Below are 20,070 nucleotides of genomic sequence, written 5' to 3'. Positions count from 1 at the left end.
CCACAGCCTGTGGAGCGGAGCACGGCAAGCAGCAGGAAGCCGGGGGAGGTCGGCGCCACATGCACGTTTCGCATCTCTCTTTGGCCGACTTCCGCTCGTACGCCCGGGCCGAGGTTCCCCTCGACCCGGGCGTCACCGCTTTCGTGGGCCCCAACGGGCAGGGCAAGACCAATCTCGTCGAGGCGATCGGCTACCTCGCGACCCTCGGCAGCCACCGCGTCTCCGCGGACGCCCCGCTCGTGCGGATGGGCGCCGAGCGCGCCGTCATCCGGGCCGCCGTCACCCAGGGCGAACGCCAGCAGCTCGTGGAGCTGGAGCTCAACCCGGGCCGCGCCAACCGCGCCCGGATCAACCGGTCCTCGCAGGTCAGGCCGCGGGACGTACTGGGCATCGTGCGCACGGTGCTGTTCGCCCCCGAGGACCTGGCCCTGGTCAAGGGCGACCCCGGGGAGCGGCGCCGTTTCCTCGACGAGCTCGTCACGGCCCGTTCGCCGCGCATGGCGGCCGTCCGCTCGGACTACGAGCGGGTGCTCAAGCAGCGCAACACCCTGCTGAAGTCGGCGGCGATGGCCCGCCGGCACGGCGGCCGCTCCATGGACCTGTCCACCCTCGACGTGTGGGACCAGCACCTGGCGCGCACGGGCGCGGAACTGCTGGCCCACCGGCTCGACCTGCTCGCGACCCTGCTGCCGCTGGCGGACAAGGCGTACGAGCAGCTCGCGCCCGGCGGCGGACCGCTCGGCGCGGCCTACAAGTCCTCCGCGGGCGAGCAGGTGGACAGCGGCGAGGCCCGCACGCGCGAGGCGCTGTACGAGGTCCTGCTCGGCGCGCTGGCCGAGGTGCGCAAGGGAGAGATCGAGCGCGGGGTGACCCTGGTCGGCCCGCACCGCGACGACGTGGTGCTGCGCCTCGGGGAGCTGCCGGCCAAGGGGTACGCCAGCCACGGCGAGTCCTGGTCGTACGCGCTGGCCCTGCGGCTGGCCTCCTACGAGCTGCTGCGCACGGAGGGCAGCGAGCCGGTGCTGATCCTCGACGACGTGTTCGCGGAGCTGGACGCGCGGCGCCGGGAGCGGCTGGCGGAGCTGGTGGCGCCCGGCGAGCAGGTGCTGGTGACGGCCGCGGTCGACGACGACGTGCCCGGGGTGCTGGTCGGGACCCGGTTCGCGGTGTCCGGCGGGGAGGTGACCCGGCTGTGAGCGGCAAGGAGCAGGAACCGGCATCGCAGGACCCGCCGCGCAAGGCGGCCGAGCCGTCGGGCGTGGACCTGGCGCGTCAGGCCCTGGCGGCGGCGCGGGAGCAGGCGCGGGCCCGGGGCAACGCGGCGCAGAACAAGAAGGGCGCCTACCGGCCGGGTCTGCGCTCGGGCGCCCGCGCGGACGGCCGGGACCCGATGCCGCTGATGGCGGCGCTGGACCGGCTGCGCACGGAGCGCGGCTGGGAGATGCCGATGGCGGTGGCGGGCGTGATGGAGCGCTGGCCGGAGATCGTCGGCCAGGACATCGCGACGCACTGCGTGCCGGACCGGTACGAGGACCGCGAGCTGGTGGTGCGCTGCGATTCCTCGGCGTGGGCGGCGCAGCTGAAGCTGCTGGCCCCGCAGCTGGTGGCCCGGCTCAACGCGGACCTGGGGCAGGGCACCGTCCGGCTGATCAAGGTCCACGGTCCCGGCGGCGGCCCGAAGCGGTACGGCCCCTGGCGGGCCCCGGGGAGCACCGGCCCGGGGGACACCTACGGGTGAGCCCGCGGGCCTGACTCAACGGGCCTGATTCAACGGGCCTGACTCCGCAGCCTGACTCAGCGGGTCCGGCTCCACGCTCCCGAACGCGGGGCGGTCGAACCGGAGTGCCCGACCGTGCGTGTTCCGGTCGTGCTCCGGCCCCCTGCCCCGGTGTCCGCGGCCCCGCTCGCGCGCGCACCCGTACGGGTGAGTAGGGATCCGGCGGACGAACGTACGGACGGCTGTGCGGGTGGTGTCCCTCACGGTAGCGGGAGGTTGACAGCCCGAAGCGCTCAATGCCCGTGTGAGCCTCTTGGGGCCCCTCCCCGGATATGGGGAGTCGGAGAGTGGAGTTTCGGGGCGGCACATGCGGACTCAGGTACCGGCAAACGCCCATTCATGGGGGTGATACCGGTAGACTGAACGAGAATCCCGCGCACGCGCGGGATTCAGTCGAGTAAAGCTGACCACCGCTGACAACGCAGATCGACGCAGCCGCTCCCGCTTGCATGCATGCCGGCCCCGGAGTCCGGCCTGTGCTGTGCCAGAAAGGGCGCTTCGTGGCCGATTCGGGCAACCCCAACGAGAAGAACAAGTCCGCCGGGAACGGTGAGGACAAGGCGTACGACGCAGGTGCCATCCAGGTCCTGGAGGGCCTGGACGCGGTCCGCAAGCGGCCCGGTATGTACATCGGCTCGACCGGCGAGCGAGGCCTGCACCACCTGGTGCAAGAGGTCGTCGACAACTCCGTCGACGAGGCCATGGCCGGGCACGCGGACACCATCGACGTGACGATCCTTCCGGACGGCGGCGTGCGCGTCGTCGACAACGGCCGAGGCATCCCGGTCGGCATCGTGAAGTCCGAGGGCAAGCCGGCCGTTGAGGTCGTGCTCACGGTCCTGCACGCGGGCGGCAAGTTCGGCGGCGGCGGCTACGCCGTCTCCGGCGGTCTGCACGGTGTGGGCGTCTCCGTCGTCAACGCCCTGTCGACGAAGGTCGCGGTCGAGGTCAAGACCGACGGCTACCGCTGGACCCAGGACTACAAGCTCGGTGTCCCGACCGCGCCCCTCGCCAAGAACGAGGAGACGTCCGAGACCGGCACCTCGGTGACGTTCTGGGCCGACCCCGACATCTTCGAGACGACCGAGTACTCCTTCGAGACGCTCGCGCGCCGCTTCCAGGAGATGGCCTTCCTCAACAAGGGCCTGACCCTCACGCTGACGGACGAGCGCGAGTCGGCCAAGGCGACGGTGGGCTCGGACACGGCCGAGGTGACCGACGACGACCAGGCGCGCACGGTCAAGTACTACTACGAGGGCGGCATCGTCGACTTCGTGAAGCACCTGAACGCGCGCAAGGGCGAGCTGATCCACCCGACCGTCATCGACGTGGAGGCCGAGGACAAGGAGCGTCTCCTCTCGGTCGAGATCGCGATGCAGTGGAACTCGCAGTACACCGAGGGCGTGTACTCCTTCGCGAACACGATCCACACGCACGAGGGCGGCACCCACGAAGAGGGCTTCCGCGCCGCGATGACGGGTCTGGTGAACCGCTACGCGCGCGAGAAGAAGTTCCTTCGCGAGAAGGACGACAACCTCGCCGGCGAGGACATCCGCGAGGGTCTGACGGCGATCATCTCGATCAAGCTGGGCGAGCCCCAGTTCGAGGGGCAGACGAAGACCAAGCTGGGCAACACGGAGGCCAAGACCTTCGTGCAGAAGGTCGTCCACGAGCACCTCAACGACTGGTTCGACCGCAACCCGAACGAGGCCGCGGACATCATCCGCAAGTCGATCAACGCGGCCACGGCGCGCGTCGCGGCCCGCAAGGCCCGCGACCTCACCCGTCGCAAGGGTCTGCTGGAGAGCGCCTCGCTGCCGGGCAAGCTGTCGGACTGCCAGTCCAACGACCCGACCAAGTGCGAGATCTTCATCGTCGAGGGCGACTCGGCCGGCGGCTCCGCCAAGTCCGGCCGCAACCCCATGTACCAGGCCATCCTGCCGATCCGCGGCAAGATCCTGAACGTCGAGAAGGCGCGCATCGACAAGATCCTCCAGAACACCGAGGTCCAGGCGCTGATCAGCGCCTTCGGTACCGGTGTCCACGAGGACTTCGACATCGAGAAGCTGCGCTATCACAAGATCATCCTGATGGCTGACGCCGACGTCGACGGCCAGCACATCAACACCCTGCTGCTGACCTTCCTGTTCCGCTTCATGCGGCCGCTGGTCGAGGCCGGGCACGTGTACCTCTCGCGCCCGCCGCTCTACAAGATCAAGTGGGGCCGGGACGACTTCGAGTACGCGTACTCCGACCGCGAGCGCGACGCCCTCGTCGAGCTCGGCAAGGGGCAGGGCAAGCGGATCAAGGAAGACTCGATCCAGCGCTTCAAGGGTCTGGGCGAGATGAACGCCGAGGAACTGCGCATCACCACGATGGACGTCGACCACCGCGTGCTCGGCCAGGTCACCCTGGACGACGCCGCGCAGGCCGACGACCTGTTCTCGGTGCTGATGGGTGAGGACGTCGAAGCCCGGCGCTCCTTCATCCAGCGCAACGCCAAGGACGTTCGCTTCCTCGACATCTGAGTCGGCTCAGCTGACCGCTCGAAAGGACTTCTGACCAGCAATGGCCGACGAAACCACCCCCACCGCCGCGGACTCCGCGCAGGAGCAGCCCGTCATGCGCATCGAGCCCGTCGGGCTCGAAACCGAGATGCAGCGCTCCTATCTCGACTACGCGATGTCCGTCATCGTCTCCCGCGCGCTGCCCGACGTACGGGACGGCCTCAAGCCGGTCCACCGTCGTGTGCTGTACGCGATGTACGACGGCGGTTACCGGCCCGAGAAGGGCTTCTACAAGTGCGCCCGCGTCGTCGGTGACGTCATGGGCACGTACCACCCGCACGGTGACTCCTCGATCTACGACGCCCTGGTCCGCCTGGCCCAGCCGTGGTCGCTGCGCATGCCGCTCGTGGACTCCAACGGCAACTTCGGCTCCCCGGGCAACGACCCGGCGGCCGCGATGCGCTACACCGAGTGCAAGCTCATGCCGCTGGCCATGGAGATGCTCCGGGACATCGACGAGGAGACCGTCGATTTCAAGGACAACTACGACGGCCGCAACCAGGAGCCCACGGTCCTGCCGGCGCGGTTCCCGAACCTGCTGATCAACGGCTCCGCCGGCATCGCGGTCGGCATGGCCACCAACATCCCGCCGCACAACCTGCGCGAGGTCGCGGCCGGCGCCCAGTGGGCGCTGGAGCACCCGGAGGCCTCGCACGAGGAGCTCCAGGACGCGCTCATCGAGCGGATCAAGGGCCCGGACTTCCCGTCGGGCGCCCTGGTCGTGGGCCGCAAGGGCATCGAGGAGGCGTACCGGACCGGTCGCGGCTCCATCACGATGCGCGCGGTGGTCGAGGTCGAGGAGATCCAGAACCGCCAGTGCCTGGTGGTCACGGAGCTTCCGTACCAGACCAACCCCGACAACCTGGCGCAGAAGATCGCCGACCTGGTGAAGGACGGCAAGGTCGGCGGCATCGCCGACGTCCGCGACGAGACCTCGTCCCGGACCGGCCAGCGCCTGGTGATCGTCCTCAAGCGCGACGCCGTCGCCAAGGTCGTGCTGAACAACCTGTACAAGCACACCGACCTGCAGACGAACTTCGGCGCGAACATGCTGGCGCTGGTGGACGGCGTGCCGCGCACGCTGTCGATCGACGCCTTCATCCGCCACTGGGTGACGCACCAGATCGAGGTCATCGTCCGGCGCACGAAGTTCCGCCTGCGCAAGGCGGAGGAGCGCGCCCACATCCTGCGCGGTCTGCTCAAGGCGCTGGACGCGATCGACGAGGTCATCGCGCTGATCCGGCGCAGCAACACGGTCGAGATCGCCCGCGAGGGCCTGATGGGCCTGCTGTCGATCGACGAGATCCAGGCGAACGCGATCCTGGAGATGCAGCTCCGCCGCCTCGCGGCCCTGGAGCGGCAGAAGATCGTCGCCGAGCACGACGAGCTCCAGGCGAAGATCAACGAGTACAACGCGATCCTGGCCTCCGAGGAGCGCCAGCGCCAGATCGTCAGCGAGGAACTGGCGGCCATCGTCGAGAAGTTCGGCGACGACCGGCGTTCCAAGCTGGTGCCCTTCGATGGCGACATGTCCATGGAGGACCTGATCGCCGAAGAGGACATCGTCGTCACGATCACCCACGGCGGGTACGTCAAGCGCACCAAGACCGAGGACTACCGCTCGCAGAAGCGCGGCGGCAAGGGCGTGCGCGGCACGAAGCTGAAGCAGGACGACCTCGTCGACCACTTCTTCGTGTCCACCACGCACCACTGGCTGCTGTTCTTCACGAACAAGGGCCGGGTCTACCGCTCCAAGGCGTACGAGCTCCCGGACGCCGGCCGTGACGCCCGCGGGCAGCACGTGGCGAACCTGCTGGCCTTCCAGCCGGACGAGAAGATCGCCCAGATCCTCGCGATCCGCGACTACGAGATCGCCCCGTACCTGATCCTGGCCACCAAGGGCGGCCTGGTGAAGAAGACGGCGCTCAAGGACTACGACTCCCCCCGGTCGGGCGGCGTCATCGCGATCAACCTCCGGGAGACCGAGGACGGCAGCGACGACGAGCTGATCGGCGCCGAGCTGGTGTCCTCCGAGGACGACCTGCTGCTCATCAGCAAGAAGGCGCAGTCGATCCGCTTCACGGCGACCGACGACGCGCTGCGCCCGATGGGCCGAGCCACTTCGGGCGTGAAGGGCATGAGTTTCCGCGGAGGGGACGAACTGCTCTCCATGAGCGTGGTCCGGCCCGGTACGTTCGTCTTCACCGCGACCGACGGCGGCTACGCCAAGCGGACGCCGGTGGAGGAGTATCGCGTCCAGGGCCGTGGTGGTCTGGGCATCAAGGCCGCGAAGATCGTGGAGGACCGCGGGTCGCTCGTCGGGGCGCTCGTGGTGGACGAATCGGACGAAATCCTTGCCATCACGCTCAGCGGTGGTGTGATTCGTACGCGCGTCAACGAAGTACGGGAGACCGGCCGTGACACCATGGGCGTCCAGCTGATCAACCTGGGCAAGCGCGATGCCGTCGTCGGCATCGCCCGCAACGCGGAGGCCGGTCAGGAAACTGACGAGGCCGACGACAGCGAGAACGAGATCGGGACCGACGCGGCTGTCGAAGGACAGGCCGCGGAGGCCGCCGAGGGCACGGAGCCCTCGGCTGGGGAGCACGAGGAGTAAGCGTGAGCGGAGCCACGGGCGCCGGACCGGCCAACACTGGAGCGAACGGTGCCCGTGGCCCCGCCGCGGACTCCCAGGGGGGAACCGTGACGGACACCCGAGGACCGCAGCCGCCTCAGTCGCCTCAGTCGCATCAGACTCAGGCGGGGGCCGGCCCTCAGCCGCCTTACCAGCCGCCGCAGGCGTACTCGGTGCCCCAGGGCCCCGGGGCGCCGCGGGGGGCGGGCGATCCCGGTGCGCAGCGCAAGCCGCGCACGGGGGCCCGTATGGCACCCAGGACGCGCAAGGCGCGGCTCCGGGTGGCCAAGGCCGACCCCTGGTCGGTGATGAAGGTCAGCTTCCTGCTGTCGATCGCGCTCGGTGTCTGCACGATCGTGGCGTCGGTGGTGCTGTGGATGGTCATGGACGCCATGGGCATCTTCTCCAGCGTCGGCGGCACGATCAGTGAGGCGACCGGCTCGAACGAGAGCAACGGGTTCGACCTCCAGAGCTTCTTGTCGCTGCCGCGCGTTCTGATCTTCACGTCGGTGATCTCGGTCATCGACGTGGTGCTCATGACGGCGCTGGCGACCCTGGGCGCGTTCATCTACAACCTGTCGGCGGGCTTCGTCGGCGGTGTGGAGCTGACGCTCGCCGAGGACGAGTAGGCCTCCGAGGACGGGGCGGATGACCTGCGCAGACGGGTCGCCGCTATCGATTTTGGAGTCACCGGGTCTGTGCGCTAACCTTCAGAAGTCAGCGCGCAGCGCGGATGGGGCTATAGCTCAGTTGGTTAGAGCGCATCCCTGATAAGGATGAGGCCACAGGTTCAAATCCTGTTAGCCCCACAGTGTCGAAGACCCTCAGGCCCATGGCCTGGGGGTCTTTGTCGTTGGGCCAGTTGGTGTACTGGTAGGTCACCGATCGGTATCGGTCGGTGTGTATTGTTGGGCGCCAGAAGTCCCCTACGTCAACGAAAGACGAGGTCGCGCGGTGAAGAAGCTGCTCCTGGTCGCACTGGCCGCCATCGGCGGGCTCCTCGTGTACCGCCAGATCCAGGCGGACCGCGCAGAGCAGGACCTGTGGACGGAGGCAACCGACTCCGTGCCTTCTGGTTCCGGTGTGTGAGACCCGAGGTTGATCCCAGAGCCCCGACTGCCGCTGCGGTCGGGGCTTTGTGCTGCTCTGTGACGAAATATTGCGATATGCAAAGAACTTGCTTGCGTTGGCAAACTCGGGGTGGGTGCGTGTGATGGGTGGGGTACGTCGGGTACGGACGGCCGCTGCGGGGGCGCTGGCCGCCCTCGGGCTGGTCGCGGCCCTGCCGGGGGCCGCGGCCGCTGCGGGGACCCCGCAGCCGGTGCCCGCCTACCGGGGCGCGGACGGGGCGCAGGCGGTCGCGGGCAAGCCCTCCACGGCCGGAGCGCCGGAGTTGAAGGCCGGGTCGGTCTACAAGGACGCGATGGCACCGGGGGAGCGGTACTACCGGCTCAACCTCGACGACAGTTCGACCGTGTACGTCTCCGCCGTGCTTCAGCCCCCGGGCAGCGCCGAGGTCGGCTACGGCGACGGCCTGGAGGTGGACGTCCTCACCATCGAGAACCGCTCCTGCATGGGCACCCCGGGGCGGGCGGCCTTCGGCTACGACCCCATCCCCATCAGCGCCGTGGGAGCACGGGTCATGCAGGAGGACGCCAGCTGCCAGGCGGGCGGCACCTACTACGTCAAGGTCACGCGCGAAACGGCCAAGGACGGGGACCGCGCGGACTGGCCCCTGGAGCTGCGGGTCCAGCGAGAACCGAAGCTCGGCGGCAGCAACGCGCCCGTCGCCGCCCCCAGCGTGTGGCCCTCCGCCTCCCCGACCCTGCCCGGCACCGACGCGGCCCCGCGCTCCGGCGGGACCGGCTTCAACGACGCGCGGGCGCTGGACAGCGGGGTCTGGAGGGACGCGCTGAGGCCCGGCCAGACCCTCTACTACCGGGTGCCGCTCGACTGGGGGCAGCAGCTGGGCCTCGCGGCCGAACTCTCCGCCGGCAAGCCGACGAAGGACTCCGGCTACGCCTCGCCCGGCCTCTCCGTCTCGCTGTACAGCCCGTACCGGTCGCTCATCGAGAGCGAGGACGCCTCCTACGACGGGAAGCAGGCGGGGCTCACCCTGCCGCGGACCGCGCCGGTGGCCTACGAGAACCGCTTCGCCTCCGACCGGAAGGTCGGCGCGGTCCGGGTGGCCGGCTGGTACTACGTCGCGGTGACCATGGCGGGGAAGGTCGGGGAGTTCACCCAGGAAGCGGTGCCCGTCCCGCTGACCCTGCGCACGCAGATCATCGGCACGCCGGGCAAGGCACCGGCCTACGCGCAGGACCTCGCGGCCGGCGGATTCGGGGTGGGGGCCGAGGACCGTACGGCGGCCAAGGAGGGCACCACGGCCGTGGAGGCCGAGGCCGCCGCCGCGAACCGGTCGGTGATGCGCGTGGTCGCGGGCGCCGGCTTCGGTACGGGGACGCTGCTGCTGCTCGTCCTGGGCGGCTGGATCCTGCTGTCCCGGCGGCGTTCCGCCTGAGCCGTGGGCCGGCCTAGACCTGGGTCAGGGCCCAGATCCCGACGGCGAAGCACAGGACGGCCGCGAGCAGGATCCCGGCGGTGACCGTCCTGGGCGGCGGCGCGAGGGCGGTCGTACGGGGTGCGGCCGGGGGAGCCGGGTGCAGCGGGGCCGGGGCGTACGGATGCGGGGCCGTCGGCGCGGTCGGCGTCGACATCGGCATCGACATCGGCTGCGCGGCCTGCGGCATCGGGGCGGTGGCGTGCAGGGGCGGCGGGAGGTGGAAGCTGCCCGTCTCCGAGGGGCCGAACACGCCGAGGGGAGTGGTGGCGGGTGTCGGGGCGTCGGCCGGCTGCGCGGGCGCGGCGGGCGGGGCCGTCGGCGGGGTCTCGTACGCGGGTTCCTGGAGCGACCGGGGCGTGAAACCGGCGGGCACCGGGCCCAGTTGGTCGAACACCTCGACCGCCCCGACCGGATCACCGTCCGGGCCGGGCGGCGGCAGCAGTTCCACGGCCTCGGCGAGGGCCCTGCGCGCCCCGGTGGCGGTCTGGAACCTGCTCCGGGGGTCCGGCTGGAGCAGCGCGGCCAGAACGCCCCACAGCGGCGCGGGAACGCCCTCCGGGGCATCGGGGGTGCCGTGGGTGAAGAACTGCTCCGCGAGGGCCTGGGAGTCGGGCTTGGTCCCCTGGAGCAGGTAGAGGCCGACCAGTCCGACGGCGAACAGGTCGGCGGTGAAGTCCGGCTCGGAGCCGAGGAGTTGTTCGGGCGCGAGATAGCCCGGCGTGCCGACCACGTAGGCGGTCTCGGTCAGCCGGGGCTCGCCCTTGCGCATGGCGATGCCGAAGTCGGACAGCCGCAGGTGCGGCCGCCCGGTTCCGGTGGCCTCCATCAGGATGTTGGCCGGTTTGATGTCGCGGTGGACGACGCCCTCCGCATGCACCGCCGCCAGCCCCGACAGGAGCTGGTCGAGCAGTGTGCACACGAACCGGGGCGGCAGGGCCCCGTAGTCCCCGATCACATGGGCGAGGGAACCGCCGGCGACCAGGTCCATGGTGAAGAGGACCTTGTCGTCGTCCGCCGCCCAGCTGGCCGGGGCCAGTACGTGCGGGTGATCGATCCGCAGCGCCTGCTCGCGGACGAACCGCAGCAGGGTGTGGGCATCGCTCTGCAGGAGGACCTTCGCTGCGACGTAGCGGCGGCGCCGGTGGTCCCAGGCACGCCATACGGCGCCGGCGCCGCCACGTCCGATCGGGTCGATCAGTTCGTACCGGCCGGCGAAGATCTCACCCATTGCTGCGCCCGTCCCCCGTCGTCAGCTGTGTCCGTCGCGTGCGTTGCGTGTCAGTTCTGGTGCGCCTCGTAGTGCGCGACGGCGTCGGAGGTTCGGCCCGCTCCGTACACCCTGAGGAACTCTGCCAGTTCCGGGTGGGTCGGGGCGAGGGTGTCCGCCGCGTCGATGATGTCGCCGGCCGCGGAGACCGAGCGCAGCAGCGACTGGATCTCGCGCACGACGCGCTTGACGGTGGGTGCGCCGGAGCCGGTGGCGGCCTGGCTGGTGCTGTTGCTGAGGACGGAACCTCCCTGGGTCTTCTTGATCTCGTCCATCCGGTCGGTGGCCTCTCCCGCGCTGACGCTCCCGTCGGCCACCTGGCCGGCCAGATCCTGGAGAGCCTGAACCCGCTGGACCACGGCGGGGTTGCCGATCTTGGCCCGCTGGCCGCTCATCAGCTGGGACAGCATCGGCGCCGACAGCCCGAGGACGGCAGCGAGGCGGGCCTGGTTCAAACCGAGGTCATCTATGAGCCGGCGGAAGAGCGCGCCGAGCGGCTCCCCGTACCAACTCCGCTGGAGTTCCCTGGCTCTGGCGGTCGCCTCTTGCTGTACTGCGTCCACTCTTACTACTCCCCTTCGCTGGTGCGAACCTCGCGAGCATCTTACGGAGAGTGGTCGCGGGGCGGGAGTCCCTATCATTTTGCGGGATGAGGGGGTACACCCGGTACTCTGTCCTACGGAACGGTCACTCGCTCGCGGGGGACCGGCATGTCCACATCCGGGGCCTTAGCTCAGTTGGTAGAGCGCTGCCTTTGCAAGGCAGATGTCAGGAGTTCGAATCTCCTAGGCTCCACTTTTGAAAAGCCCCCTTGACCTGCGGAAACACAGGTTCAGGGGGCTTTTTTCGTGCCCGGCGCCGAGAGGGCCGGGGTCCTGCGGGTCGTCAGGAGCAGGAGCAGCATGGCGGCCGCGAAGCCGGCGCCCGCGGCGTACGCGTGGCGCAGGCCGGCGGCGACGTGGTGCTCGCAGGCGGCCGCGCAGTGGGCGGCCGCCGCGATGCCCTGGTTTCCGGCGGCGTTGAACAGGGCTCCGAACAGGGCCGCTCCCAGGCACTGGCCCGTCTCCCGGCAGAACATCAGGTTCGCCGTCACGGCGCCCCGGCCGTCCCAGTCGACGGCCGCCTGGACACCGACGAGCAGGGCCGGCTGGAGCAGGCCCAGGCCGATGCCGAGCAGGGTCGAAGTCGCGAGGAACGGCGCCGCGTGCGCGCCGGTGGTGGTCAGGGCGGCCGTGGCCGCGAGGGCGACGGTCACCGTCGCGGCGCCGGTCAGGGCGGCCCCGCGGAAGCCGATGCGCAGGTACAGGCGGCTGCTGAAGACCGCGGCCGTCGGCCAGCCGAAGGTCATGCCGGCCAGGACGGCCGCGCCGGCCGCCGGGCCGAGTCCCAGCACGGTCTGCGCGTAGACCGGCAGGAGGAGCAGCGGGGCCACCATGACCATGCCGAGGAGTCCCAGGACGAGGCTCGGTACCGCCAGGTCGCGTCGTTTCCACACCCAGCCGGGGACGAGGGGTTCGGCCGCGCGCCGCTCGATGCGCGTGGTGATCAGGACCAGGGCCAGGAAGAGGACGAGGAGCGATGCGCTCGGGACGGACAACCACGGCCAGGCGGTGCCCCCTTGGGACAGCAGCGTCATGAGCGTCGTACAGGTCGTCAGCAGGCCCAGTGCGCCGCGCCAGTCCAGCGGGCCGGCCGGGCCGCCGCGGACGTCCTCCACCGGGAAGCGGCGGACCAGGAGCCACACCGCGAGCAGGCCGAGGGGGAGGTTGAGCAGGAAGATCGCCCGCCAGTGGCCGTACTGGGCGAGCGCGCCGCCCGCGGCCGGTCCGGCCAGGGCCGCGACGCTCCACACCGATGCGAGCGCCGCCTGGATCCGGCCGCGCTCGTGCGGCTCGTACAGATCGCCCGCGACCGTCTGTACGGTCCCCTGGATCGCGCCGGCTCCCAGGCCCTGGACGAAGCGGAAGGCGACGAGGGCCGGCATGTTCCAGCCGGCCGCGCACAGGGCGGAACCCGCCAGGAACAGGAGGGTTCCGCCGATGAGCACGGGCCGCCGGCCGTGGGTGTCGGCCAGCCTGCCGTACAGGGGCACGGAAACGGTCGCGGCGAGGACGTACGCGGACAGGAGCCAGCTGAAGGCCGGGCCCTCGCCTAGGTCGGCCACGATCTGCGGGGCGGCGGTGGCCGTCACCGCACTGTCCATGGCGGCGAGGAACATCACCAGCAGCAGCGCTGCCAGGAGTCCTCGCCGGCCGGCGGGATCCTTGGTCACCCGGCCAGCTCGACGACCCGCTCCGCGGAACCGACCCCCTCGGCGTTCGCGGCGATGAGCTCGTAGAACGTGCCGAACAGGTGGTGGCTCAGGCGCTGGTCCTCGAAGAAGGAGATCCGGTCGGCTACCTGGGCGGGGGCGGCCTCGCCGCTCGACAGGGTCACCATCGCGCGCAGGACGTCCTGCGGGGTCACCGAGCTGCCCGCGTGGGCGTTGTCGAACACCTCCTCGACGTAGGACTCGTCGGCCAGGACCGGGTTCCGGCGCCGCTGCACCCGGATCCGGTAGTCCTCGCCGACCACGTCGTTCTTGAAGACGCCGATGTGCTGGATGCTGCCCTGATTGATGTCCAGGGTGAACTGGGACATCCGGCCCTTCTCCCGGAAGGGCTGACGGTTGTCGCGGTCGAACTGCTGGAGGCCGACGGAGCGGTGGGAGTAGGTGTTGGAGTGGCAGGCGTAGGACACGAGTCCGGCCTTCTGGCCGTCCTGCCCGAGGAGTTCGAGGTTGAAGACGAAGTCGGCCTCGGCCGCCAGTACCTGCGGCGGCAGCTCGGGGATCCGGGCCCGCGCGGGGCCGTCGACCAGGTCCGCGAGCGCGGTGGCCTGACGGGTGCGCAGGAACTCGCCGACGCGGCGCACGTACGGGTTGGTGACCCGCAGGGCGGTCGCCTCTCCCGGGGCCAGTTCCAGGTACCAGGACAGCAGGTCGATGTAGTGGTAGCTGGAGAAGGAGAGCGCTCCGACGCCGCTGGTGTACCCGTGCGCGTCACCGAACAGGTACTCCTCGGGATGCCGGAAGAGACCCCCGTTCTTGATCAGTTGCATGGAGGTGATGCCCTGCCCGTGCGCCTGCTGGATCTCGGAGATGTCGGAGGCGATCGACCGGTAGACGTCGTTGGCCCGCCGGCGCAGCGGCATCGCGAGGTGGACCGGCCCCGAGGCGCGGGCCCGGGTGAGCGCCGTTTCGAGTTCCGCGTAGCCGCCGATGATGCGCTCGGCGGCCGTCGGCTCGTACGCGGCGGCCTCGGCGACCAGCAGGGGCTTGTCGCACAGCACGCTGATGCCCCGGGAGACCGCCCAGAGGATGTAGTCGCGGTGGTGGACGGGGTTGCAGGCGATGATCGCCAGGGAGAACCGGTGGGTGGCGTGGGCGCGGTCCAGCAGGGCTTCCAGTTCCGTACGGCTGAGGCCGTCGGGGTCCAGCCACTCCGGTGAGTCCCTCCAGAGCAGTTCCCGGAGCGGAGCCATGTCCTCGTCCTGGGCGCGCTTCTCGGGGTTGCGCGGGTCGCAGATGGCCGCGGTGCGGACGGGCCATCCGGACTGCTGCATTTCGAGCAGCGCCGGGGCGTGGTTTTCCCGGCCGGCCCAGTGACCGGAACCTCCGACCAGCAAAACCGTAGTCGTACGAGCCATGGTGTGAATCCCCCTCAGAATTACTGGTCATGCGTGTCGAAGGCGTGCAATGGAAAAGGTGCGGTTCGCTTATTCGGCGTATCGGCCGAGGTGATTTCGGGCCGGGGGCGGTGGAGCTCTGGTCTGCGCCGGCGCGGGGAAGAATGTCGCCATGTGGGGCGGATCGGTACGGTGCGGCGCGGCGGCCGCCGCAATCCTTTGGCCGGGTGTGACCGCCGGTAGCCGCTGGGGAATCCGGTGCCGGTCACGGCAACTGGGTATCGTTGAGTCTTCTGCCGGGCGAGGATGGATGAGATGAAGGAATCTTTGGCGCTTGAGGTGCCGGCACGGGCCTCGCTCGCCGGTCTGGGTCTGGCCGAACGAAGTGAAGCGGTGTACCGGGCGATGATCCGGGGCACCCGCTGGAGCGCCGGCGCATTGGTCGCGGAAACCGGACTGGGCGAGTCCGACGTGCAGGCGGGGATCGACGAGTTGGCCGCCCTCTCGCTGATCAGGCCCTCCGGCGAGGAGCCGGGTGCCCTCGTCGTGGTGAAGCCGAGCGTGGCGCTCGCCGAGCTGATATCCGCCCGGCAGAGGGAGATATTCGGACGCCAGCAGGAACTCGCCGAATCCCGCGTGGCCATGTCCGATATCATCGCCGAATTCGAGCAGGAGCGCAGCGGGTCCGAAGAGGGCGGCAGCATCGAATATCTGCGGGGCATGGATTCGGTACGGGTGTACCTGGAAGAAATGTCCAAGCAGATCGAAACGGAAGTGCTTGCTCTCATTCCGAAAGCCTCGCTCACGGCGGAGAGCATGGCGGCGAGTCAGGAACTCGACGAGAGGATTGTCGAGCGCGGGGTGAGCATCCGCACGATTTATCTGGACAGCGTCCGCAACCACACCGCCACCCGGCGATACGCGGCCTGGCTGAACGAATGCGGCGGAGAGGTCCGTACGCATCCCGTGCTGCCGATGCGCATCATCCTCGTGGACCGCAAAATCGCCGTCCTGCCGATCGACGCGGAGGACTCGTCCAGAGGCGCACTCGTCCTGCGCGAACCGAGTGCCGTCGCCGCCCTCTTGGCGCTCTTCACGCACATCTGGGAAGCCGCCCGACCGCTCGGCACCGCCGAACTCCCCGACGATCACGGGCTCGTTCCCCAGGAAAGGGAGCTGCTGCGGCTGCTCGCGCAGGGCATGACCGACGAGGCCGCCAGCAAGCAGCTGGGCCTCTCGGTGCGCAGCGTCCGCCGGTTGATGTCGGACATCATGGACCGGCTCAACGCGCGCAGCCGGTTCGAAGCGGGCCTGCGGGCCGCCGAGCGCGGCTGGCTCTGAGGCCTTCGCCTCCCCGTAGGCGCTCACCCCACGCTCCGCCGCAGCAGAGCCGAGGCCTTCGCGCGGGCCGATGAGAGGGCGCTGCCCAGCTCGTCGGTCCACTGTCCGGCGGCGCTCGACCGGGCTCCCCGGCCCGCCGGGGTCCCCCCGATCGCGGCCGCGGCCTCCTGGAGCACGTCCCGGGCGTCCACGCCCCGCGCACGCAGCTGGTGGCCGACCGCGCAGACCAGCAGGGCCCGGCCCTCGTACGCGGTGCACAGCACGACGACGCCCATGCCGCGGGAGAGGTGCCCGGTCGCGGCCGAGGCCAGGTGCCGCAGTCTGCGTCCGGTCGTGTTGTCGACCCGGGTCACGACGAGCAGCCCGCCGGGAACGATCTGGGCCCGCCCGGCCAGGACGCGCGCGGCCGAGGACAGCTCGGCTCCGCGCAGCCGCTCCACTTCGGCCCGGGCTTCGGCGAGCAGGGCCAGCCGGGTGCGGAGTGCGGCCGGGGCGTCCTGCGGTTGCGCCCCCAGGAGGTCCGCCAGCTCGCGCAGGAGGCGGCGGTCGTGGCAGGTGTGGGGCGTCTCCCGGGGGGTTTCCCGGGCTGCCTGCTGTGCTGCCTCCTGGGCTCCCTTCGGGAAGGGGAACGGTGTCGGCGGCTGGATGAGGAGGTCAGCCATGGACCGCCTCCCGGTGGTCTGCCGCCGGGTCCGGGGTGGGTTCCTCCGTGCCTTCCGGGGCGGGTTCCGCAGCGGCTTCCCCGTCTGCTGCGGTCTCCCGCGCCGTGGCGGCCGAGGCTGCCGAAGCCGCCCGCGCGAGAAGGCCCGTACCGGCCAGGGCGACCACGGCCGCCACCGCGCAGAGCACGGACAGGCCGGTGACGAGGAGGGTTCCCCCGCCGCCGGAGACCAGGGCGCCCGCCGCCAGGGGGCCGGTGACGAAGCCCGCCGAGGTGGCCGTGCCGTAGGCGGCGTTGAAGCGCCCGCGCAGGGCGGGGGTGGCCAGGGAGTTGACCAGGGAGGGCATGCCCGAGGCGTACAGCGTCTCGGCGCAGGCGAAGAGGACCATGCCCGCGATGAGCACCGGCAGTTGGAAGTCCGTGCCCGAGGCCGTCGCGGCGAGCACGAGGAGCCAGCTCACCGACCAGGCGGCGCCGGCCAGGGCGATGGTCCGGGTGTGCTTCCACCGCTTGATCAGCTCGTGCAGGACCAGCTGCGAGCCGATGACCGCCCCGGTGTTCACGGCGAACAGCACGGCGATCCCGGTCGGCCCCACGGCCGTGCCCGTCAGCAGGAAGGCCGGGTAGCCCGCCTCCAGTTGTCCGTACGAGACGAAGTACAGGGCCAGCCCGAGGCCGAGGACGAGCAGGAACGGGCCGCTGGTGAAGACCTGGCGGTAGCTCTGCGGCCGGGCGGAGTCCTGGCGTGTGCCGGTCCCGGCCGGTGCGTCGGTCCCGAGGCTGCGCAGGGCGAAGACGGCCAGGGCGATGGCGAGGTAGCTGAGGGCGTTGGCGCCGTACAGCAGCCGGAACGACAGCGGGTGGGCGACGCTGGCGACCGTGCCGCCGAGGAGACCGCCGATGCCCAGCGCGGCGTTCGTCAGGGTGAAGCTGGACCCGAAGACCACCGGGTGGGACGAGGCGGGCACCGATGTGGCGAGCAGCGTGTTCCAGACGGAGGAGCTGCCCAGGCCGATGCCCCAGATCGCGGCGGACACCAGGAAGTGCCAGGTCTCGCCGGCCAGGGCGAACCCGGTCATGCCCACCGCGCTGAGCACCATGTGCGCCGCCGCCGTACGGCGGGCGCCGATCCGGTCGGCGAGGCGTCCGGCGTTGAGGCCGCCGACGATGGCGGTGATCGCGGCCACCGACACGGCGTGCATGGCCGTGTCGAGTCCGAGGCCGTTGACCTGGTGGACGTAGACGGCGAGGAACGGCAGGACCAGGCCCGAGCCGACGTTGTTGAGGGCGCCGAGCAGGAGCAGGGTCCGGGCGCTCGGGGGCAGTGCGCGCAGGTCCTTCAGCAGGGACACGGCTCCTCCTTCTGCGTCGGGTCGGTACTCGGTGGGGTGTCGGGGCCGTTCATGACGTCCCGAACAGGTAGGGCAGGGCGTTGCCCGCCAGCAGGGCCTGCGGATCGGTGCCGCTGAGCGCGAGCGAACCGAGGATCCGGCGCAGGGCCGGGACGGTGTCCGTGCCGAGGACGCGGCCGTGGTCCCGGTGCTGGAGGTGCCAGGGGGAGTCGAGGGAGAGCATCAGCTTGGGCCCGCACGCGGTGATGAGCCGGGCGAGCCGGGCGTCGCGGTCCAGGGCGCCGGGGTCGGCGGCGGTCCCCTCGAACACCGCTTGCCAGGGGCCGAGGTTGGCGTACACCCCCGGGGTGTTCAGGATCCGGGGCAGTGCGGGGTCGTCGAAGCCGAGGTGGGCCAGGCTGATCCGGGCACCCGCCGCGAGCGCGGCGGGGACGGCGTCCGCGGCGATCTCGGCCAGGTCGCCGAGCTGGCCCTTGGGGGCGCAGTGCATCACGGTGGGCACGCCCAGCTCCGCGGCGAGGTCGAGATAGCCGCGCTCCACGTAGGCGGAGACGGGCCTTTCGGCCGCCGGCGGATGCCATTTGAGGGCGAAGACCTCGCCGAGGCGATCGGCGTGGTCGGCGGCGAACTCCTCCGCGTCGCGGAAGGGATCGGCCATCAGGGCCGGCATGGGCAGTCCGGCCGAGGGCGGATTGTCGCGGCGGAACCGCGCGCAGTCGTCCAGCAGTTCCCGGTTGCGGACGCGGATGATCCGGCCGCACGTGGCCGGGTCGACCGGGGTGCCTTCGGGCTTGAACCGGCGGTAGTAGGGCATGGGGATGACCAACGCGCCCACCGCGCCGGGCGGTTCCGGGAGCAGCCCCCGGCCGAGCACACCGAGCGTCGCCATCAGGTCGGGCACGGACTGGCGGTAGGTGTGCTGGGCGTCGTCGCGGTGGTAGACGAGTTCGACGCCGGTCTGTTCGTGCGCGCTGATCAGCGCGGGACGGACGGCCAGGTACGCGTGGGTGGCCTCGCGCAGCGAGCAGTGCGGTGCGGACGTCCTGGCGACGGTGGACTCGTCGGTGGACCGGGCCATCTGTCTTCTCCTGCGGGGCTACGGGACCACCGTGCGCGGGGTCGCAACGGCGGCGCCGCCCACCGGCCCCGCGGCCACGGATCCGGGGGTGCGGATCCGTGCCGGAAGGGCCGGTGGGCGGGCCGTACGGGTCACGGGGTGACGGTGACACCGTTCAGGCGCGGCGCGAGCTGGAGCTCGCGGATGTCCTTCTGGTTCAGGACCCACATCAGCCAGCGCTCGATGCCGAGGCCGAAGCCCGAGGTGTGCTGCGGGTACGCGTCCTTCATGCGCACGTACCAGGCGTAGTCCTCCTCGGGGACCTCGTGGTGGGCCAGGGCCTTGCGCGCCTGCTCGCCGTCGACGTGGCGCTCGCCGCAGCCGACGGTCTCGCCGATGCCGAAGAGCAGGTCGCCGTTGAGGGCGGTGCGCTGCTCTTCGTCGCCGTACGCCTGGTAGAAGGGCACCGACAGGTGGTCGAAGTGCGTGACCCAGAGGATCGGGCTGACCTCGTCCATCAGCCGGCGCTCGCCGTGCCGGGTCAGGGTGCGCCAGCCCTCCTGGTACTCGACCGCCTTCGGGTCGTCGCCCAGGTGGGCGACGGCCTCGTCGAAGGTCATGCGGGGGAAGGACTCCAGCCCGGCCATGCGCTCCAGGTGCTCGGTGGTGCCCGCGATGGCACGGACGTCGTCGGCGTGACGGTCCAGGACGGCCTGGGCCAGCCGGCGCATGTACGCGTTGACGGCCTCGATGCACGCGTCGAGACCGCCCGGGAGCTCGGCCTCGCTGTGGAAGAACTGGTTGAGGTGCGTCTCGTCGCAGTCCTCGCCGCGGAAGCTCGGCATCAGGTACCAGCTGCCCTGGGGGCTGAGGCGGCAGCCGTATTCGAGCATGAACTGCATCGAGTCGGCGAGGAACGTGCGCTGGCCGAACAGGTCGATCTCGACCGGGAGCGAGTCGCTGCCCAGGCCCATCGGGCTGGAGATGCTGTTCGTGGTGATCGGCAGGTGGACGGACTTGACGCCGCGCTCGCGCCAGAAGACGGCGGTCTCGAGGGTCACGACGTCCTGGAGGTCCACCAGCGTGCGGTACAGCGGCTGGTCGATGATCTCCAGGAAGCGGTCCTCGGAGGGACGCCATCCGCCGTGCGTGTAAGTGGGCGTGGACAAGGTGTTCTCCCTAGG

The 20,070-nt window shown here is 70.7% G+C and carries 16 protein-coding genes and 2 tRNA genes; 10 read left to right on the top strand and 8 right to left on the bottom strand.

The window, feature by feature from the left end; translation table 11 throughout:
• Positions 1-59: 59 nt before the first annotated feature.
• From recF to OHA37_RS19045, 8 genes are all read left to right on the top strand, one after another.
• Positions 60-1,196 (top strand): DNA replication/repair protein RecF, encoded by a 1,137-nt coding sequence (recF, locus tag OHA37_RS19080; RefSeq protein ID WP_266906832.1) that lies wholly within the window; start codon positions 60-62, stop codon positions 1,194-1,196.
• Positions 1,193-1,738 (top strand): DUF721 domain-containing protein, encoded by a 546-nt coding sequence (locus OHA37_RS19075; protein WP_266906831.1) that lies wholly within the window; start codon positions 1,193-1,195, stop codon positions 1,736-1,738. The genes recF and OHA37_RS19075 overlap by 4 nt, the downstream gene beginning before the upstream one ends.
• Before the next feature lie 515 nt (positions 1,739-2,253).
• The gene (gene gyrB, locus OHA37_RS19070; RefSeq protein ID WP_266906829.1) at positions 2,254-4,305 is read left to right on the top strand and encodes a DNA topoisomerase (ATP-hydrolyzing) subunit B; all 2,052 of its coding nucleotides are present in this window, start codon (positions 2,254-2,256) and stop codon (positions 4,303-4,305) included.
• A 40-nt stretch (positions 4,306-4,345) separates the two neighbouring features.
• On the top strand, positions 4,346-6,961 hold the full coding sequence (gene gyrA, locus OHA37_RS19065) for a DNA gyrase subunit A (protein ID WP_266906827.1): 2,616 nt from the start codon (positions 4,346-4,348) through the stop codon (positions 6,959-6,961).
• A gap of 2 nt (positions 6,962-6,963) precedes the next feature.
• Entirely contained in the window at positions 6,964-7,608 is a 645-nt protein-coding gene (locus OHA37_RS19060) for a DUF3566 domain-containing protein (RefSeq protein ID WP_266906825.1), read from the top strand.
• A 106-nt stretch (positions 7,609-7,714) separates the two neighbouring features.
• A tRNA-Ile gene (locus OHA37_RS19055) sits at positions 7,715-7,788 on the top strand.
• 145 nt (positions 7,789-7,933) lie between these two features.
• Entirely contained in the window at positions 7,934-8,068 is a 135-nt protein-coding gene (locus OHA37_RS19050; RefSeq protein ID WP_208809277.1) for a DLW-39 family protein, read from the top strand.
• 124 nt (positions 8,069-8,192) lie between these two features.
• Positions 8,193-9,500, top strand: a complete 1,308-nt coding sequence (locus OHA37_RS19045) for a hypothetical protein (RefSeq protein WP_266906823.1) — start codon at positions 8,193-8,195, stop codon at positions 9,498-9,500.
• 13 nt (positions 9,501-9,513) lie between these two features.
• Here the strand turns inward: OHA37_RS19045 and OHA37_RS19040 are convergent, their stop codons facing one another.
• On the bottom strand, positions 9,514-10,770 hold the full coding sequence (locus OHA37_RS19040) for a serine/threonine-protein kinase (RefSeq protein ID WP_266906821.1): 1,257 nt from the start codon (positions 10,768-10,770) through the stop codon (positions 9,514-9,516).
• A 50-nt stretch (positions 10,771-10,820) separates the two neighbouring features.
• Entirely contained in the window at positions 10,821-11,372 is a 552-nt protein-coding gene (locus OHA37_RS19035; protein WP_243331094.1) for a helix-turn-helix domain-containing protein, read from the bottom strand.
• A 159-nt stretch (positions 11,373-11,531) separates the two neighbouring features.
• Here OHA37_RS19035 and OHA37_RS19030 point away from each other — a divergent pair.
• Positions 11,532-11,604: transfer RNA gene (locus OHA37_RS19030), tRNA-Ala, on the top strand.
• Positions 11,605-11,641: 37 nt separating this feature from the next.
• On the opposite strand, the gene OHA37_RS19025 is transcribed toward OHA37_RS19030, so the two are convergent.
• Complete coding sequence (locus tag OHA37_RS19025; protein ID WP_266906819.1) at positions 11,642-13,081, bottom strand: MFS transporter; 1,440 nt, start codon at positions 13,079-13,081, stop codon at positions 11,642-11,644.
• Positions 13,078-14,496 (bottom strand): Gfo/Idh/MocA family oxidoreductase, encoded by a 1,419-nt coding sequence (locus OHA37_RS19020; RefSeq protein ID WP_266906817.1) that lies wholly within the window; start codon positions 14,494-14,496, stop codon positions 13,078-13,080. Before OHA37_RS19020 ends, OHA37_RS19025 begins: the two co-directional genes overlap by 4 nt.
• Positions 14,497-14,790: 294 nt before the next feature.
• Here OHA37_RS19020 and OHA37_RS19015 point away from each other — a divergent pair, with 294 nt between their 5' ends.
• On the top strand, positions 14,791-15,816 hold the full coding sequence (locus tag OHA37_RS19015; protein WP_266906815.1) for a LuxR C-terminal-related transcriptional regulator: 1,026 nt from the start codon (positions 14,791-14,793) through the stop codon (positions 15,814-15,816).
• A gap of 23 nt (positions 15,817-15,839) precedes the next feature.
• Here the strand turns inward: OHA37_RS19015 and OHA37_RS19010 are convergent, their stop codons facing one another.
• From OHA37_RS19010 to OHA37_RS18995, 4 genes are all read right to left on the bottom strand, one after another.
• Positions 15,840-16,478, bottom strand: a complete 639-nt coding sequence (locus OHA37_RS19010) for a DHHA1 domain-containing protein (RefSeq protein WP_266906813.1) — start codon at positions 16,476-16,478, stop codon at positions 15,840-15,842.
• Positions 16,471-17,829 carry an MFS transporter gene (locus OHA37_RS19005; protein WP_266906811.1) on the bottom strand — a complete coding sequence of 453 codons (1,359 nt, stop codon included), beginning with the start codon at positions 17,827-17,829 and terminating at the stop codon, positions 16,471-16,473. Before OHA37_RS19005 ends, OHA37_RS19010 begins: the two co-directional genes overlap by 8 nt.
• A 49-nt stretch (positions 17,830-17,878) precedes the next feature.
• Positions 17,879-18,907 carry a hypothetical protein gene (locus OHA37_RS19000; protein WP_266906809.1) on the bottom strand — a complete coding sequence of 343 codons (1,029 nt, stop codon included), beginning with the start codon at positions 18,905-18,907 and terminating at the stop codon, positions 17,879-17,881.
• Positions 18,908-19,038: 131 nt separating this feature from the next.
• Positions 19,039-20,055, bottom strand: a complete 1,017-nt coding sequence (locus OHA37_RS18995) for an amino acid--tRNA ligase-related protein (RefSeq protein ID WP_266906807.1) — start codon at positions 20,053-20,055, stop codon at positions 19,039-19,041.
• Between the last annotated feature and the right edge of the window lie 15 nt (positions 20,056-20,070).

The sequence above is a fragment of the Streptomyces sp. NBC_00335 genome, assembly GCF_036127095.1.
GTDB lineage: Bacteria > Actinomycetota > Actinomycetes > Streptomycetales > Streptomycetaceae > Streptomyces.
The sequence above is the reverse complement of the archived record's forward strand: the minus strand, read 5'-3'. Positions and strand labels throughout refer to the sequence as shown.

Excerpts from the sequence above, each read along its gene's own strand:
- recF (WP_266906832.1), top strand. The coding sequence starts at position 60 with ATGCACGTTTCGCATCTCTCTTTGGCCGACTTCCGCTCGTACGCCCGG.
- gyrA (WP_266906827.1), top strand. The coding sequence starts at position 4,346 with ATGGCCGACGAAACCACCCCCACCGCCGCGGACTCCGCGCAGGAGCAG.
- OHA37_RS19045 (WP_266906823.1), top strand. The coding sequence starts at position 8,193 with ATGGGTGGGGTACGTCGGGTACGGACGGCCGCTGCGGGGGCGCTGGCC.
- OHA37_RS19040 (WP_266906821.1), bottom strand. The coding sequence starts at position 10,770 with ATGGGTGAGATCTTCGCCGGCCGGTACGAACTGATCGACCCGATCGGA.
- OHA37_RS19020 (WP_266906817.1), bottom strand. The coding sequence starts at position 14,496 with ATGGCTCGTACGACTACGGTTTTGCTGGTCGGAGGTTCCGGTCACTGG.
- OHA37_RS19015 (WP_266906815.1), top strand. The coding sequence starts at position 14,791 with ATGAAGGAATCTTTGGCGCTTGAGGTGCCGGCACGGGCCTCGCTCGCC.
- OHA37_RS19010 (WP_266906813.1), bottom strand. The coding sequence starts at position 16,478 with ATGGCTGACCTCCTCATCCAGCCGCCGACACCGTTCCCCTTCCCGAAG.
- OHA37_RS19000 (WP_266906809.1), bottom strand. The coding sequence starts at position 18,907 with ATGGCCCGGTCCACCGACGAGTCCACCGTCGCCAGGACGTCCGCACCG.